Consider the following 15,965-nt stretch of genomic DNA (forward strand, 5'->3'; position numbering starts at 1 on the left):
TCGGCCGGTCCCGGGACGGGAGTTGGCCGGATGGGGTGTCATGGCTCGGGGCGCCTGGGACATAATTTGTATGTCGTGTGAAGATTTTGTGCACTGGGCGTTGGTCCGGACCGTTTGAACTGGGCTGATGTCCTGTTCGATCATTCGCTTCCTCGGGTGCTGCAACCGTCAGTCCGTGGGGGGCGTCTCTCGGGCCACCTGCGGGTGGTGCGAAGTGTCTGCGGGGTGTTCCAGGGTCCTGGGTGGCGGGGCGAATACGTCGGGGCGAATGGGACATTGGGGAAGAGCTGGTACGCATGAGGGCATTTAACGCATCGTCACAAGCGATGCCTTGCGCGTACAACCCTTTTGGGGGGAAGCGTGTCCAACAGGCGTGGCAGAGGTACTCGGTTTCACCATCGCTCCGGCGGGTGCGGCAGGCGCGGCAGTGCGCCCGCAGCTCCCGCGGGTGTCCGGGGGCATGCCGGTGATCGCCCCCTGGCCCGCCGCGCGCCCCGCGCAGCTTCCTTCTCAGCGTGGGGACACTGACGACGCGATGGCAGCGGGCACCACAGTCGACCACCTCACCGAGACGTATCGCGCGCACTACCGCTCGCTTCTCGGCCTGGCCGCGCTGCTCCTCGACGACACCGCCTCCTGCGAGGACGTCGTCCAGGAAGCCTTCATCCGCGTGCACTCCGCGCGCGGTCGGGTCCGCGACCCCGAGAAAACCCTGGCGTACCTGCGGCAGACCGTCGTCAACCTCTCGCGCTCCGCACTGCGCCGCCGCATCCTCGGGCTCAAGCTGCTGTCCAAGCCCATGCCCGACATGGCGAGCGCCGAGGAGGGCGCGTACGACTTGCTGGAGCGCGACCAGTTGATCCAGGCCATGCGCGGACTGCAGCGTCGCCAGCGCGAGGTGCTGGTGCTGCGCTACTTCGCCGATATGACGGAGGCCCAGGTCGCGCAGACGCTGGGCATATCCCTCGGCTCCGTGAAGGCGTACGGATCGCGCGGTATCGCGGCGCTCCGCGTCGCTATGGAGGCTCCGGCGTGAGTGGAGCAGGAGCCGGGCGCGGCACCGAGCCCGGTAGCACGGACGAGACCGGCCGGGCGGCCGGTAGCGGTGGTGCGCACAGAAACGGTGGTGCGGGCGAGAGCGGTGGGGCGTACGAGAGTGGTGGGGCCGAGCAGGGCGGTCGTGCCGCGCAGAGCGGTGTTGTGCGTGGGGGGGATGGGGCCTCTTCCGGCTCCGGTGCTGGCTCCGGCTCCAGTTCTGGCTCAGGTTCTGGCTCAGGTTTCGACTTCCGCTCCGGTTTCGGTTTTGACTTGGGTTCCGGCTCCGACTCCGGTTCCGGTTCCGGCTCTGCTGACGGGGCCGGTGGTTCGGCCGGCGGTGGCCTCGGTGGTGGGAGCCTCGGCGGACGTGGCCTCGGCGGTGGGGGCTTCGGTGGCGAGGGCCTTGGTGGCGAGGACCAGCTGAGACGGTTGTTGCAGTCCCGCGTCGCCGATCTGGAGCCCGCGCCGGACGCGTTGGACGAGCTGCGGCGCGCGGTACCGGCCCGCCGTCAGCGGCGGCGGCACGCCCTCGTGGGCGCGGTCGCGGTGTTGCTGCTCGGCGGTACGGCGATCCCGGCGATGGTCCATGTCGCCGACTTCGGCGACGGCTCCGGGGACCGTTCCACCAACACCGCCAGCAGCCGGCGCGCCGATCACGACACCGCGGGTACGCGCGGCGAAGGCCCCGCACAGGCCAGTGCGCGGCCGACCGGCAGCGACGGCCAAAGGCCCGGCAACGGCCGGACCGCGGCCACGGGGGACCAGGGCGCCGTGACGCCCGGCACGGGCGAGGCCGCCGGCGTCGGTACGCCCGCCCCCGACACGACCATGGACGTCACCTCGCCGGCCTGCGGACGCGACCAGCTCGGCCGGGGGACCAGCACCGTCGGTCCGGCGGACTCCGCGGGGCGGGTCTATGGTGCGTTCCGGGTGGTCAACACGTCCGGTACCGCCTGTTCGGTGCAGGGCGGCGGGACCGTCGAGCTGACCCCGCAGGGCTCCACGAAGTCGGACAAGGTCCATCTCGTCGACCACACGACGGGTGATGACGCCACCGGGCTGCCGGATCCGGCCACGACCCCTGACCAGCTGGTGCTCAAGCCGGGGCAGGCGTACGAGGTCAAGTTCGCCTGGATCCCGGCGGGGGACGGCGGCAAGACCGGCTGCGTCAAGCCGAGACCGTCGCCGACCCCCGACCCGTCCAAGGGGCCCGCGGCGTCCCCGGGCGCTGCCGCGCCGGCTCCCGACGGAGCCGGCGGCGGCCAGGTGGGCGGCGGAGAGAGTTCCGGGGACAAGGCGCCGGCGGCCGGCGGTGTGCTCCTCAGCCACACTCCGGAGGCCGGCGAACCGGTCGCGGCGGACGCCAAGATCGCGGACGCGTGCGCGGGGACGGTATACCGCACGGCACCGCTGGCGGCGTCGTAGCGGGGCTGATTCGGGGGACTCGGGCTGTTCCGGGGGGCTGGGGCTGCTTCGTGGCGCAGCTCTGTGGTGGGGGTTGCGGGCGGCGGTTGTCGGTTGCCGGCCGCAGGCTGTGTCGGTCGCCGGTCGCCGGTCGCCGGTCGCCGGTCGTCATTCGTCGGTCGTCCGTCGTCGGCCGCTGGCCGTCGGTTGTCGATGCTCGGCTGATCGCTGATCGCCTGTCTCTGGTGGCTGGTCTCTGATCGCTGGCGGCCGTCATCTGCTGGTCGTCATCGGTGCAGGTCCAGGGGGCCGGAGTCGCGGCGGGGAGGGGGCGGTGCCGCCGCGCGGTGCGGGCCCCGTACCGTTGGTGGGGTGTACCGGTTCCTGCTGACCCCGCGGTGGTGGGGAATCAACGTCTTCGCCGTGCTGGCGATCCCCTTCTGCATCTTCATGGGCAGCTGGCAGCTGAGCCGCTTCGACGCCCGGGTCGCCACACACCAGCAGCAGGAGAACCGATCCGCCCAGGCCAAGACGGCGGCTGCCCGTCCGCTGGACAGCCTGCTGCCCGTCAACCAGGTCACCTCCGGCCGCCAGGCCAGCGCCCGCGGCCAGTACGACGATGCGCACCAACTGCTCGTACCGGGCCGCACGTTGAAGGGCAGGAACGGTGACCAGCAGGGCTTCTACGTTCTGACCCTGCTGCGTACGGACACCGGGAAGGCCCTCCCTGTCGTACGGGGGTGGCTGCCCGGCGACGCGAGTGTGCCGGCCGATACGGCGAAGGTGCCCGCGCCGCCCAAGGGGGAGGTGACGGTCACCGGCGCGCTGCAGGCGTCCGAGAACCAGGGCACGGACGGGGTGCAGGCCGGCGGCGGTCTGCCGCAGGGGCAGCTCGGCATGATCAGTGCGGCCTCGCTGGTCAACATCGTGCCGTACGGGGTCTACGACGCCTGGATCACGCTCACCGATCCGCCGGCGCCGCTGCACGCCGTCCCGCCGGCCGCCGCGGAGGGCAGCGGCCTGGACATGAAGGCGTTCCAGAACCTCGGCTACACCGGCGAGTGGTTCGTCTTCGCGGGGTTCGTCGTCTTCATGTGGTTCCGCCTCGTACGCCGTGAGGCCGAAGCCGCCAGGGACGCGGCCCTCGGAATCCTTCCGGAGGAACCGGCGGGCACCGCGGCGACCCCGGAGGCTGCGTCGGACCGGAAGCCTGCGTCAGACCGGAAGCCTGCGCCGAACCGGGAGGCTGTGTCGCACCCGGCGGCTGCGGTGACCCCGGGAGCTGCGGCGAACTCGGAAGCTGCGACGGGCGCGGCCCCCGCCCCGGCCTCGGACGCCGAGGCCGATGGGGGCGGGGGCGGGGACGGGAAGAAGACCGTGGCCCGCGCCTGAGCCCGGGGCTCGCGCCTGAGCCCGTGGCATGGCTGCTCACTGGGGCCTGGCTGATCACTTGGGCCTGGCTGCTTACTGGGGCGGGGCCGATCTCGGCGGCTTGGGCCCCGGGGGGCCTCCCCCCCCGCCCCCTCCCCTCCCCCCCCGCCCCCGCTCGGTTCTACTCCTTCGGCTTCATGTGCCTCTGTGCGAAGTCGAGTTCCAGGCGGACCTGCTTGATGCGCTCTTCCACCACCAGGGAGCCGTGGCCCGCGTCGTAGCGGTAGACCTCGTGGGGGTGGCTGCGGCTCTCCAGGCGCTGGACGTAGTTCTCGACCTGCTGGATCGGGCAGCGGGGGTCGTTGACGCCGGCGGAGATGTAGACGGGGGCACGGACCGCGTCGACGTACGTCAGCGGGGAGGACGCCTCGAAGCGCTCGGGGACCTCTTCCGGGGTGCCGCCCAGGAGCGTGCGGTCCATGGCCTTGAGGGCTTCCATCTCGTCGTTGTAGGCCGTGACGTAGTCCGCCACCGGGACCGCGGCCAGGCCCACCGCCCAGGCGTCCGGCTGGGTGCCCAGGCCCAGCAGCGTCAGATAGCCGCCCCAGGAGCCGCCCGCGAGCACCAGCCGCTCCGGGTCCGCGAGGCCGGAGGCGACCGCCCACTCGCGGACCGCGGCGATGTCCTCCAGCTCGATCAGCCCGACGCGGTGCTTGAGCGCGTCCGTCCAGGCGCGGCCGTAGCCGGTCGAGCCGCGGTAGTTGACGCGGACGACGGCGAAGCCGTGGTCGACCCAGGCGGCCGGTGAGGAGGCGAAGGCGTCGCTGTCGTGCCAGGTCGGGCCGCCGTGGATGTCGAAGACGGTCGGGAAGGGGCCCTTGCCGGGGGGTTGCTGCACCAGGGCGTGGATACGGCCGCCGGGCCCGTCCACCCAGGCGTCGGTCACCGGGACCGATCCGGGGGCCTTCATGCCGGGCGGGTCCAGGACCACGGTGCCGCTCGTCGACCGGATCTCCGAGGGCTGGGCCGCGGACGACCAGAGGAACTCGACCGTGCCGTCCGGTCGGGCCGTCGCGCCGGAGACCGTGCCGGCGGGGGTCTCGACCCGGGTCAGTGCGGGCCCGCCGGTCCGGGTGCCGCCGTCCGCGGTGCCCGGTGCGCCCAGGTCGTAGCGCCACAGCTCGCTGCGGGCCTGGTATTCGTGCTCGATCAGCAGTGCCGATCCGTCCGGATACCAGTCCGCGCCCACGTCGCCGGGCAGGTCGATCACCAGGGCGGTCTCCACGCCCGTCAGCGGGTCCCAGATCATCGGCTCCCAGCGGCCCCGCCGCTGGTGGCCCACCAGAAGCCGGCTGTCACCGTCCACCGGCGCGAACCCCATCACCGACAGGCCCAGTTCCTCGGTGCCGCCATGGGTGTCGTCCAGCTCGGCGACGGTCGAACCGTCCGGGCGGACGACGCGGAGGGCGGAGTGCATCGCATCGCCGTGCTCGGTGTGCTCCACGGCGATCAGCGAACCGTCGTGGGAGAGGTCGCCGACGCCGGCTGATTCGCGGTGGCGGTAGATCTCCACCGGCGGCTCCCCGGTCCGTACGAGGTGGACGGTCGAGCCGTCCTCGTCCGTGGAGCGGCCGATGACGGCGGTGCCGTCGTGGCCGATGGCCAGACCGCCCGGATACGAGGGGGCGAGCCCCGGCGCGGCCGGTTCGTCCGCGCCGCCCGCGAACGGCTGCCGCATCCACACGCCGAACTCGTCCCCGTCGGTGTCGGAGAACCACCAGATCCACTCGCCGTCCGGCGACAGCGTCCCGTCCGTCGTGCCGTGCGGGCGGTCGGTGGCCTGCCGCTGGCCGCCGGTCGCGCGGTCCCAGGCGTACAGCTCGAAGGTGCCGGTGGCGTTCGAGACGAACAGGGAGCGGTCCGGGGCGTACTCGGCCCACTCCGGCAGCCCGATCCGCGGGGCGCGGAAGCGCTTCTCCCAGTCCGGCAGGTCGGCGGCCGGACCGGTCGAACCGTCAGCTGCGCCGCCGGCGCCGCCCGGAGCCTTGGCCGTGGGGGTGGCGGCGGAATCGGGGGCGGGCGGGGGCGGATCGGCGGGGGTGTGGCCGGGGCCTGTGGTCTCGTCAGTCATGGGGCCATTCTGCGCCCGCCGCGGAAAATGCGTTGGCGGGGCCGACAGGCTGTGGATAACTTCGCGCTATGCGACATCACACGCCCGATGACTGGTGCGAGGTGAACCGCGCGAGGTGGGACGAGCGGGTGCCTCTCCACATCGCGAGCGATTTTTACGACCAGGACGCGTTCCGGCGGACCCGGGACGTCATGCGCGACTTCGAGGCCGCGGAGGTCGGTGACGTCACAGGCCGGAGCCTGCTCCATCTCCAGTGCCACTTCGGCCAGGACACGCTGTCGTGGGCGCATCGCGGAGCGGACCGCGTCGTCGGTCTGGACTTCTCCGCACCGGCCATCGAAGCGGCCCGCGAACTGGCGGCCGAGTTCGGCTACGGCCCGGACCGCGCGTCGTTCGTGACCGCCGATGTCCATGACGCTGCGGAGGCCGTCCCCGACGCCGCGTACGACATCGTGTACACCGGCATCGGCTCGGTGAACTGGCTTCCGGACCTGGTCCGGTGGGCCGAGACCGCCGCGTCGCTGGTCGCCCCCGGCGGGTTTCTCTATCTCGCCGAATTCCACCCGCTGTGCGATGCGCTGGACGACAGGACCGGATCGCAGGTCACCCATGACTACTTCCGCCGTGAGGCGTGGGACGAGGACGTTCCCGGCAGCTACACGGACTTCGGCGCGGTGACGGTCCACAACAGGAGCGTCGAATGGCAGCATTCGCTCGGGGACGTCGTCAGCGCGGTGGCGGGTTCCGGACTGCGTATCGCATTCCTGCATGAGCACGGCATGACGATGTTTCAGCGGTTCGGCGAACTGCGGCGGGGCGACGACGGGTTCTACCGGTTTCCGGAGGACCGGCCCCGTATCCCGCTGATGTACTCGCTGAAGGCGATCAAACCGCCCGAAGCGCCAAGCTGACCGATGCGGCCAAGCTGACCGATGCGGCCGAGCCGACCTGACGCGGTGTGCGACGCGGTCGGCGATCGGCCTCCAACGTGGTCGGTGATGCGGTCGCCGACACGCCATCCGGCGCGGTCTGCGCCCGTGGGATGCGCCGCGCGGTGCTGCCCGCGATCTGCCCCAGGGGCCACCGGAATTGCTCCGGTGCCCGCCGGTTACTGTGATGGACGCCCCGGTCGGTTTTGTCCGGTCGGCGTCAGCGCGGCAGGACCGTCGGCAGGGCAGGACGGTGTCGGCCCCGCGCGGCCGGCCACGCCGACGGGCGCTCCGGACAACCACTTCGGGCGACGGCTCCGAAGGACGACTTCACGGGGGTTCATGTGCGTGTGCGCAGAGGGATGGTCGGTGCCGCCGGGGTGAGCGTGCTCCTGCTGCTGGCCGCGGGGTGCGGCGGCACGTCCGGCGGGAAGGCGGCACCGGGGGCGTCGCCCGCCGTCGTACCCGCCAAGCCGCTCCCGATGGAGTCCGCGGCCCGTGCGGCCACCTGGACCGACACCGACCACAAGCCGTACCCGCTGCAACTCAAGCCCACCCGCCTGGCCCGCGGCGACCAGTCCGACCTCGCGCACATCCGGCTGGACAGCGGCCTCAAGGGGAAGGTGCCGTACTACCTCACCTTCTCCTACACCAACACCGGCAAGGAGACCGAGAAGGGGCTGTACCCGGAGCGGAACTTCTCGGTCACCGGGGCGGACGGCCAGGCCGGCCAGCAGGTCTCGCTGTTCCGGACCAACCCGTTGGCCACCGACTCCGGGCTGCCGCCCGAGTGCCGGGAGCCGGGGAAGGCGCAGCTGGCCGCCGGTGAGACCACGGCCGAGTGCGTGATCTTCATGCTGTCCAAGGGGCAGAAGCCGGCGAACGTCTCCTACAAGGACGACGGCGGCGACACCCTGCTGTGGCAGATCGGCGGCACCCAGGGGGGCGCGGCCGGCGTGCTGCCCGCCAACAAGCCCGCCGACGCGGCCACGACGGACAGCGAACGCCATACGGTCACGGTCCTGGCCACCCCGAAGAGCGTCCGCGCCGGGTCCCTCGACGATCTGAGCCGCTTCGACCTGAACGCGGACCAGAAGAAGCTCATCCCGTACTACGTGACGGTGGAGTACAAGAACACCGGCAAGTACGACCTGCTGCCGAGCATGAACGACAGCCTGACGCTGACCACCGTCAGCGGGCAGCAGGCGCGGAAGATGATCCTGCTGGACATCGGCGGCCCCGGGGTGGCCCAGTGCCCCGAGGCCACCCCCGACAAGATGGTGAAGCCGGGTGCCACGGTGACCGAGTGCACGATCCACATGCTGCCGAAGGGCGATCCGCCGGCCTCGCTGACCTTCCGGGGGAACGGGGACGGCGCCCAGCCGGTCACCTGGCGGGCGATCCCGGACGGCGCGAAGTAGGAGACGTGGCGGTGAAATAGGAGAAGTGGCAGCGGAGTAGAAGAAGGAGGAGAAGTGGCAGAGGGGCCCGCGGGGGTGGAGCGCGGGCTCCTCCGTTCCGCCGGCGCCTCCGCCAACCCTCCGCGACGCCTCCGCTGCCCTCCGCTAACCCTCCGCGCCCCGCCTGGCCAGCAGCGGTCCGATGTCCGGGGCGTGGCCGACCACCGCGTGGAACGCCTCCATCGGGTCGACGCTGTTGCCCCTGCCGAGCAGTTCGCGGCGGAAGATCTCGCCGCTCTCGCGGACCGTCCGGCCGTTCTCCCGGAACCAGCGCACGGTGTCCGCGTCCAGTACTTCCGCCCAGCGGTAGCCGTAGTAGCCGGCCGCGTAGCCGCCGCCGAAGACATGGGCAAAGTAGCCGGTCCGGTAGCGCGGCGGGATGGCGGGCCGGGCCAGGCCGTGGCGCTCCAGCGCGGCGGCCTCGAACGCCGCGGTGCCGTCCTTGTCCGGCAGTTCGGTGGCGGGGAGGGTGTGCCAGGACCAGTCCAGCAGCGCGGCGGCCAGGTGCTCCACGCTGTCGAAGCCCTCGCCGAACCGTTCCGCCTCGCGCAGCTTGGCCGGCAGCTCGGGCGGCATCGGCTCGCCGGTGCGGTGGTGCCGGGCGTAATGGGCGAGGACCTCGGGCCACTCCGCCCACATCTCGTTGACCTGGGAAGGGAATTCGACGAAGTCGCGCGGCACCTTGGTGCCCGCCAGCAGCGGATAGCAGACGTCCGAGAACAACCCGTGCAGCGCGTGCCCGAACTCGTGGAAGAGCGTGATGACTTCGGGCCAGGTCAGAAGTACGGGGTCGCCGGCCGGAGGCTTGGGGATGTTCAGGTTGTTGACGACCACGGAGCGCTGGTCCAGCAGCCGGGACTGGAGCACCAGCTCGTTCATCCAGGCGCCGCCCCGCTTGGACTCCCGGGCGTGGAAGTCGCCGATGTACAGGCCGACGGGGCTGCCGTCGGCGTTGTGCACCTCGAAGACCCGGGCGTCCGGGTGGTACGCCACCAGATCGGGGCGCTCGGTGAAGCTGACCCCGTAGACCAGGGTGGCGGCGTGGAAGACGCCGTCGCGCAGGACCCTCTCCAGCTCCAGATAGGGACGCAGCGCGGCGGCGTCGAGGTCGAACCGCTCCTTGCGGACCCGCTCGGCGTAGTACTGCCAGTCGGCCGCGCGGACCTCCGCCACGCCCGCCGCCTCGGCCAGCGCGGCGCCCTCGCGCTCGGCGTGGGCGAGGGCCGGGCCGATCAGCTTGCCCAGCATCTCCTCGACGGCACCGGTCGTACCGGCGGTCTGGTCGGCGACCTGCCAGGCGGCGTGGTGCGGATAGCCGAGCAGCGCGGCGCGCTCGGCGCGCAGCGTGGCCACGGCGACGGCGAGCGGGCCGTTGCTGGTGAGGCCGCGCTCCAGGGAGGCGGTGAGCAGCCGCTCGCGCAGCGCCGGGTCCTCCAGGAAGGCGAGCTGTGGTGGGTTGGTGAAGTTGCGCAGGCCGAGCACGTAGTGGCCGTCGTGTCCGAGATCCCGGGCGCTCTGCGCCGCGGCGGCGATGTCGTCCTTCGGCAGACCGGCCAACTCCTCGGCGCGCTCCACCACCAGCGCGGCCGCCGCGGTGTCGACCCGCAGGTTCTTCCCGAACTCGGTGCACAGGGCGGCGATCTTGGCATTCAACTCCCGCAGCCGGGCCTGCTGTTCGGGTGCCAGCCGCGCCCCGGCCCGGACCCGCAGGGCATGGTGGCGCTCCAGCAGTCGCCGCTGCTCACCGTCCAGCCCCAGGTGGTCGCGCTGCTCGTGGAGCGTCTCCAGCCGGGCGAACAGGGCGGGATCGAGGAGTACGACGTCCTCATGGGCGGACAGCCGCGGGACGATCTCGGCCTCCAGCGCCTGTGTCGCGTCATCGGTGTCCGCGTTGGTCTTGTTGAAGAACACCCGCGACACCCGGAACAGCACCGCGCCGCTGCGCTCCAGCGCCTCCACGGTGTTCTCGAACGTCGGGGGCGCGTCGCTGCCCCCGATGGCGGCGACTTCGGCCAGCTGGTCGGCCATACCGCGTTCGAAGGCGGGCAGGAAGTGCTCGTGCCGGATATGGGCGAACGGCGGGAGTTCATAGGGCAGTTCACTCGGCGTGAAGAAAGGGTTCGGCATCAGCGGGGCCGCGTCGGTGGCCATCGGCGCGGGTACTGCGGAAGCCGGTGGGGAACTCTTCGCAGAAGTCATGACACGCGACACTACGCGGGGGAACAGGAGCCGGTCCGGCGGTTGTGCACGGCAGTTGGCGACGCATCGCGGGACGCCATCGGGACGCCACCGCGACCATCGGGATCACCGGGACCACCGGGACGGAGCGGCCGGACCGAACCCGCGGGCCGGGACGGGGCGCCGTCCGCTGCGGCCAACGGGCGCGCCCCGGGAGTAGTACGGGCCACGCCTCCGCCCCGGGGGCAGTGCGGCCCACGCGTCCGCCCCGGGGGTCAGTACCGCCCCTGTGTCCGCCCGCCCCCTCCGATGGCGCGCAGCAGCGGCACCTGCGTCGCGAGGACGAACACGCAGAAGAGCGTGATGGGCAGCAGTCCCACCGGGCGCAGCAGCAACGCCGGATCCCGGTGCACCTGCGGCCAGTTGACGATCCAGTTCGCGGCGGTGTCGAGCACCATGACGCCGCCCGCCAGCGGCACGCCGGCCGGCCGCACCCGCCCCACCAGCACGACGAGCAGCGGGTCGAGGACGAGCAGGCAGGCGAAGAACACGCGCAACGGGAGCGGGGCGAAGGGCGCGTAGCCGTGGATCCCGCCGCGCGCCAGATCGACGATGTGCCAGCAGGCTCCCTGGAAGAAGCCGATCCCGTACAGCGCGAGCGCTCCGCGCACCCACGGTGGCTGCCGCCGCCACCGTTCGCGTAACCCAGGTTTCACCGGGCCAACTTACGGCATGCGGCCGACGGTTGGGGCCGTCAGGCCGGGGGGCGGTCCTCCGGCGGGAGCAGGGTGGCGAGCCCGTCGAGGAGCCATTCCAGGACCTGCTCGAAGGACTGGGGCTCCGGGGCGAGGCGCTGGGGATCGGTGGCCCAGCCGATGAAGTGGGGGTGCTCGCCCGCGGCGGCGATGCGCGCGAGATAGGGGGCCGCGGCGGCCTCCAGGTCGCTGTCGGAGCGCAGTCCCACCCGGGCGCGCATGGTCTGTTCCTCCAGCAGCGCGAGCCCGGAACCCAGGACGTGGCCGAGCACGGTCTTGACGAACCCCATGCGGGTGGTCGCGTCGAGCCCGAACGGTGCGAGTTCGGCGAGCGCGGCGTCGTAGAGGTGGAGGGCGTGGGGCCCCATGGGGGGACGGGTGAAGGCGAGGCGCGCGAACCAGGGGTGGCGCTGCACCGCGTCCCAGCCGGTACGGCCGAGTCCCTGGAGCGCCTGCCGCCAGCCGTGCCCCTGCGGCACGGTGATCTGGCCGTAGACCTGGTCGGTCATGAGGTCGACCAGGCCGTCCTTGCTGCCGACGTAGCGGTACAGGGCCATGGGGCTGCGTACGCCCAGCCGGGCGGCGAGCGCCCGCATGGTGATCTCGCCGGGCACCTGGTCGTCGGCCAGCTCCACCGCGGCGTTCACGATGCGCTCGCGGCTGAGCTGCTCGGTGGCGCGCGGGGGTGTGGGCTCGTCGAACCACACCAGCCCGCCAGGAACGGGCCGGCGCTCGGAAGAAGTCATGGTGGACTCACTCTAACGTTGGTGTACGTTGTCCACCATGAGTGGACAACGTACACAGACTTCTGAGGTGCTCGTGGTGGGCGGCGGACTGGTCGGCCTCACCGCCGCATTGGTGCTGCGCCACCACGGGGTGGCGGTGACGGTGGTGGAGAAGCGCGCGACCACCTCGCCGCAGCCCAAGGCCCGCCGTTTCCACATACGCAGCATGGAGATCTTCCGGGAACTCGGACTGGCCGAGCTGGTCCACCACGCGGCACGCGATCTCGCCGGCCACGACCGCATGGCCGCGGGGCGGACGCTCGCCGAGGCCGAGCAACTGCCGCCGTGGCAACCGGCGGGCCCGAACGGGGGCTTCGCCGACGTCAGCCCGGCGGCCGCCTGCCTGATCGCCCAGGACGTGCTGGAACCGGTGCTGCGCGAGGCCGCGGTCGAAGCCGGGGCCGCGGTGCGCTTCGAGACCGAACTCGTCGCCTTCGAGCAGCACGACGACGAGGTGGCCGCCGATCTCCTCGACCGCGGCGACGGGGGCCGCTCGCGACTGCGGGCGCGCTACCTGGTCGCCGCCGACGGCGCCCGCAGCCCCATACGCCAGGCACTGGGCATCGCCCGCTCGGGCCGCGGCACCCTGGGCGACCCGAGCGTGAACGTCTACTTCCACGCCGACCTCGGCGAGATCGTCCGCGGCCGGGAGTTCAACCTCTGCCAGATCGAGCACCCCGACGCGCCCGGCGCACTGGCATCGGTCGACGGCCGGCGCCGCTGGGTGTTCATGGGCAGCGGCAGTGCCAACGACCGCGACTGGCCCGCCCTGCTCCGCGCCGCCCTCGGCGTGCCCGTCCCGGACCTCGAAGTCCGCAGCGTCCTGCCGTGGCAGTCCGAGATGCTCGTCGCCGACCGCTACACCGCCGGCCGTGTCCACCTGGCCGGCGACGCCGCACACGTCATGCCGCCCTTCGCCGCCAGCGGCGCCAACACCGGCATCGCCGACGCGCACAACCTGGGCTGGAAACTCGCCGCGGTCCTCCGCGGCCACGCGGCACCGGCGCTGCTGGACAGCTACGACGCGGAACGTCGCCCGGCCGGCTGGTTCGCCGCCGACCAGTCAAGTCGCCGCACCCTGAACCTCCGTGACTGGGCGTCGGCTCCCGACCCGGCGCTCGCCCACCCCTTCGTCCTGACCGCGGGCGGCTTCCAGTACACCGAGGGAGCCCTCTGCAACGACCCGGAGAAGACCGACGACCCCGAACCGATCACCGAGTTCAGCCCCGCCGGCCGGGTCGGCACCCGCATTCCCCACCGCTGGCTCGACCGGGCCCGCACCCGGTCGACACTCGACCTCGCCGGACCCGGCTGGGCCCTGCTGACCGGCAGCCGCACCCCGCACCCCACGACCGGACACCCCGGCCTCGCCGTGCACCGCCTCGACGTGGACTTCCTGCCCGCCGGACAGTCCCTGCTCATCAGGCCGGACCACATCGTCGCCTGGCGGGGCGCGGACCCCGCCGCGGCCACCGAGGCGTTCACCGCGCTGCTGAACGGCCGCAACGGCGCGCCCGAATTCGCCGGAACCTAGGGTCCGTCCGACGGGCCAGGACCGGAAGGCCCTGGCCCACGGTACGAAGGCGGCCAGCGGGCGAGCGGCAACGCACCGCAGACCGCTTCCGGCGCCACCTCCCGACCGCGATGGCCGGACCAGGCGCCCCAAAGGCCCGGTACACACGTCAGGGGCCCGCCCCGCCCTCGCGGATCAGGCCCCTGGCCTGGTGGCGCTCCTTCGACCGGGGGCGGGACGCGCGTCCACGACCTCCTCGCCCCGAACTCCTGGCCGCAAGCTCACTCCCCGCCGCAAGCTCACTCCCCACCGCGAGGCGATTCCCCACCGCGAGGTCATTCGACGAAGAAGGACCAGAACGGGATCGTGGCGTACCGATGGTCCTCGGGCGTGGGCACGGGCCGGCCGAACTCGTGGTGGAAGTAGTCGACCAGATCGGTGCCGTAGTAAATGATGTCCGTCTGGTGCATCGACAGCACCGGCGTACCCGTGCGGTGCGGATCGGCCAGCAAGTACCGGTGCGAGTAGACCGGCGCCATGACCGGGACCTCGGCCAAGTACGCGCGAGCCGCTTCCAGGGCTTCCTCCGTGCCTGCCGGCCGCGGACTCCAGTCCGGATGCCAGAAGCGGTTGTGCTCGACGTCGAACAGCACTCCCTCCACCGGCCAGGCCAACCGCCCCGCCAGGTCCTCCGGGTCACCGTCCCGCCAGTCAGGCCAGCCACGGCTCCCCGTCGGCAGCCCGGCACCCAGCAGCGTCCGGTGCTCCGGAGCGAAACGGAAGCCCCACCGCTCCTCGACGCGATCGAGTTCCCGATCACTCATGCCCCGCTCGATCTCTACCCGGGCCGGGAGCAGGGCAAGCAACGCCTGAGCGTCTTCGGGGGTCAGCGGGTTCTCGGGGCTGATCGCGGTCATGCACGGAACGGTAGGACACCCCGGGGCCGGTACGCAGGGAGATTTCGCCGGGACCCCGGCCCGGGAAGCCCGGATGACGCGGACCGGGAACCGGGCGGCCCGCGGTGGAACCATGCCCGCCGTGTGAGCTGCGCCATGGTCCCCGTCTCGACGCTGCCGGACAGCGGCATCCCCCGCGAAAAGATCCCGCGCCCGGCCGGGCCGGGCGAATCCGGAGCCCCGGTCACGGAGTTGATCCCGCACAACGCAGGAGAGGCACCGACTCACGTGAGCCGGTGCCTCTTACCTGTGTTCCTTCAGTCGGGGTGGCGGGATTTGAACCCACGACCTCTTCGTCCCGAACGAAGCGCGCTGCCAAGCTGCGCTACACCCCGAAGCAACGAGCTCTACTTTAGCGGACTGATCCCCGTAGGTGAAATCCGGTTCCGGGGAGGCCGGGGCCGGGGTGGTGGAAGGGCCCCGGCCGGCGGCCTTCGGGGCGGTCAGTCGTGGGGGGTGAGGGTGAGCAGGGTGGCTTCCGGGGGGCAGGCGAAGCGGACCGGGGTGTAGCGGTTGGTGCCGCAGCCGGCGGAGACATGGAGGTAGGAGGTATGGCCGTCGGCGGTGTGGCTGGAGAGGCCCTTGGCGCGCCGGGTGTCGATGTCGCAGTTGGTGACGAGGGCGCCGTAGAAGGGGACGCAGAGCTGGCCGCCGTGGGTGTGGCCGGCGAGGATCAGCGGGTAGCCGTCGCCGGTGAAGGCGTCCAGGGAGCGCAGGTACGGGGCGTGGACGACGGCCACGGAGAGATCGGCGCCGGACTCCGGGCCGCCGGCGACCTCGGCGTAGCGGTCGCGCTTGATGTGCGGGTCGTCCAGGCCGGTCAGCGCGATCTCGGCGCCCTCCAGCTTGAGGCGCCCGCGGGAGTTGGAGAGGCCGACCCAGCCGGCCGCGTCGAAGGCGTCGCGCAGGTCTTCCCAGGGGTTGTGGACGGCGCCGACGACGGGGGCGTTGCCGTTCAGGCCGTGCCGGCCCTGGACCTTCTCCAGCAGATAGCGGGCGGGGTTGCGCAGCCGGGGGCCGTAGTAGTCGTTGGAGCCGAAGACGTAGGCGCCGGGGAACTCCATCAGGGGGCCGAGGGCGTCCAGGGTCTCGGGCACGGCCTCGGGGTCGGAGAGGTTGTCGCCGGTGTTGACGACGAAGTCGGGGCGGAGCCCGGCGAGCGACTGGAGCCAGCGCTGTTTCTTGCGCTGCCCGCTGACCATGTGGATGTCGGAGACCTGGAGGACGCGCAACGGCCGCATACCGCGGGGCAGTACGGGCACAGTGACGCGCCGCAGGCGGAAGGAGCGGGCTTCGAAGCCGGCGGCATAGGCCAGGCCGGCCGCACCGACTGCGGTCAGGGACAGGGGTACTCCGTATCGCGCGCGCATGTGTCCATGGTCGCAGAGTGGCGGTGGGGTGGGGAGCGGCCCTTGATCGTCGGGACGGGGACGGGGGCGTGGCAG

General features: G+C 72.2%; 12 protein-coding genes and 1 tRNA gene. 6 read left to right on the forward strand and 7 right to left on the reverse strand.

From position 1 onward, the window contains the following. Window positions 1–460 precede the first annotated feature (460 nt). The 3 genes from ACO1BR_RS09395 (at window position 461) to ACO1BR_RS09405 (ending at window position 3,834) form a co-directional block, all read left to right on the forward strand. Window positions 461–1,036, forward strand: coding sequence for a SigE family RNA polymerase sigma factor (locus tag ACO1BR_RS09395; RefSeq protein WP_201305259.1), 576 nt, complete (start codon window positions 461–463; stop codon window positions 1,034–1,036). A 431-nt stretch (window positions 1,037–1,467) separates the two neighbouring features. After that, a complete protein-coding gene (locus tag ACO1BR_RS09400; RefSeq protein WP_426794570.1) occupies window positions 1,468–2,463 on the forward strand; it encodes a hypothetical protein in 996 nt (331 codons plus the stop codon). A 351-nt stretch (window positions 2,464–2,814) separates the two neighbouring features. Beyond that, a complete protein-coding gene (locus ACO1BR_RS09405; RefSeq protein WP_426794571.1) occupies window positions 2,815–3,834 on the forward strand; it encodes an SURF1 family protein in 1,020 nt (339 codons plus the stop codon). 160 nt (window positions 3,835–3,994) lie between these two features. On the opposite strand, the gene ACO1BR_RS09410 is transcribed toward ACO1BR_RS09405, so the two are convergent. After that, a complete protein-coding gene (locus ACO1BR_RS09410) occupies window positions 3,995–5,944 on the reverse strand; it encodes a S9 family peptidase (RefSeq protein ID WP_426794572.1) in 1,950 nt (649 codons plus the stop codon). 68 nt (window positions 5,945–6,012) lie between these two features. Between ACO1BR_RS09410 and ACO1BR_RS09415 the strand changes: the two genes are divergently transcribed. Both ACO1BR_RS09415 and ACO1BR_RS09420 read left to right on the forward strand, forming a co-directional pair. Next, window positions 6,013–6,855, forward strand: coding sequence for a class I SAM-dependent methyltransferase (locus ACO1BR_RS09415; RefSeq protein ID WP_426794573.1), 843 nt, complete (start codon window positions 6,013–6,015; stop codon window positions 6,853–6,855). A 368-nt stretch (window positions 6,856–7,223) separates the two neighbouring features. Next, the gene (locus ACO1BR_RS09420; RefSeq protein WP_426794574.1) at window positions 7,224–8,294 is read left to right on the forward strand and encodes a hypothetical protein; all 1,071 of its coding nucleotides are present in this window, start codon (window positions 7,224–7,226) and stop codon (window positions 8,292–8,294) included. Window positions 8,295–8,438: 144 nt separating this feature from the next. On the opposite strand, the gene ACO1BR_RS09425 is transcribed toward ACO1BR_RS09420, so the two are convergent. The 3 genes from ACO1BR_RS09425 to ACO1BR_RS09435 form a co-directional block, all read right to left on the reverse strand. Next, a complete protein-coding gene (locus tag ACO1BR_RS09425) occupies window positions 8,439–10,484 on the reverse strand; it encodes a M3 family metallopeptidase (protein ID WP_426794575.1) in 2,046 nt (681 codons plus the stop codon). 302 nt (window positions 10,485–10,786) lie between these two features. Continuing rightward, window positions 10,787–11,182, reverse strand: coding sequence for a hypothetical protein (locus ACO1BR_RS09430; protein ID WP_426794576.1), 396 nt, complete (start codon window positions 11,180–11,182; stop codon window positions 10,787–10,789). 83 nt (window positions 11,183–11,265) lie between these two features. After that, window positions 11,266–12,012 carry a TetR/AcrR family transcriptional regulator gene (locus ACO1BR_RS09435; protein WP_426794577.1) on the reverse strand — a complete coding sequence of 249 codons (747 nt, stop codon included), beginning with the start codon at window positions 12,010–12,012 and terminating at the stop codon, window positions 11,266–11,268. Window positions 12,013–12,049: 37 nt separating this feature from the next. Here ACO1BR_RS09435 and ACO1BR_RS09440 point away from each other — a divergent pair, with 37 nt between their 5' ends. Continuing rightward, window positions 12,050–13,585, forward strand: a complete 1,536-nt coding sequence (locus ACO1BR_RS09440; RefSeq protein WP_426794578.1) for an FAD-dependent monooxygenase — start codon at window positions 12,050–12,052, stop codon at window positions 13,583–13,585. Between the two features lie 314 nt (window positions 13,586–13,899). Here the strand turns inward: ACO1BR_RS09440 and ACO1BR_RS09445 are convergent, their stop codons facing one another. The 3 genes from ACO1BR_RS09445 to ACO1BR_RS09455 form a co-directional block, all read right to left on the reverse strand. Then, window positions 13,900–14,481, reverse strand: coding sequence for a hypothetical protein (locus ACO1BR_RS09445; RefSeq protein WP_426794579.1), 582 nt, complete (start codon window positions 14,479–14,481; stop codon window positions 13,900–13,902). 300 nt (window positions 14,482–14,781) lie between these two features. Next, window positions 14,782–14,855, reverse strand: a tRNA-Pro gene (locus tag ACO1BR_RS09450). Window positions 14,856–14,963: 108 nt separating this feature from the next. Then, on the reverse strand, window positions 14,964–15,890 hold the full coding sequence (locus ACO1BR_RS09455; RefSeq protein ID WP_426794580.1) for a metallophosphoesterase: 927 nt from the start codon (window positions 15,888–15,890) through the stop codon (window positions 14,964–14,966). Window positions 15,891–15,965 lie beyond the last annotated feature (75 nt).

The sequence above is a fragment of the Streptomyces sp. YGL11-2 genome (assembly GCF_050054615.1).
Taxonomy (GTDB): Bacteria; Actinomycetota; Actinomycetes; order Streptomycetales; family Streptomycetaceae; genus Streptomyces.

Coding starts and splice junctions, on each gene's coding strand:
- ACO1BR_RS09440 (WP_426794578.1), top strand. CDS start 12,050: ATGAGTGGACAACGTACACAGACTTCTGAGGTGCTCGTGGTGGGCGGC.
- ACO1BR_RS09395 (WP_201305259.1), top strand. CDS start 461: ATGCCGGTGATCGCCCCCTGGCCCGCCGCGCGCCCCGCGCAGCTTCCT.
- ACO1BR_RS09455 (WP_426794580.1), bottom strand. CDS start 15,890: ATGCGCGCGCGATACGGAGTACCCCTGTCCCTGACCGCAGTCGGTGCG.
- ACO1BR_RS09415 (WP_426794573.1), top strand. CDS start 6,013: ATGCGACATCACACGCCCGATGACTGGTGCGAGGTGAACCGCGCGAGG.
- ACO1BR_RS09425 (WP_426794575.1), bottom strand. CDS start 10,484: ATGGCCACCGACGCGGCCCCGCTGATGCCGAACCCTTTCTTCACGCCG.
- ACO1BR_RS09435 (WP_426794577.1), bottom strand. CDS start 12,012: ATGACTTCTTCCGAGCGCCGGCCCGTTCCTGGCGGGCTGGTGTGGTTC.
- ACO1BR_RS09410 (WP_426794572.1), bottom strand. CDS start 5,944: ATGACTGACGAGACCACAGGCCCCGGCCACACCCCCGCCGATCCGCCC.
- ACO1BR_RS09445 (WP_426794579.1), bottom strand. CDS start 14,481: ATGACCGCGATCAGCCCCGAGAACCCGCTGACCCCCGAAGACGCTCAG.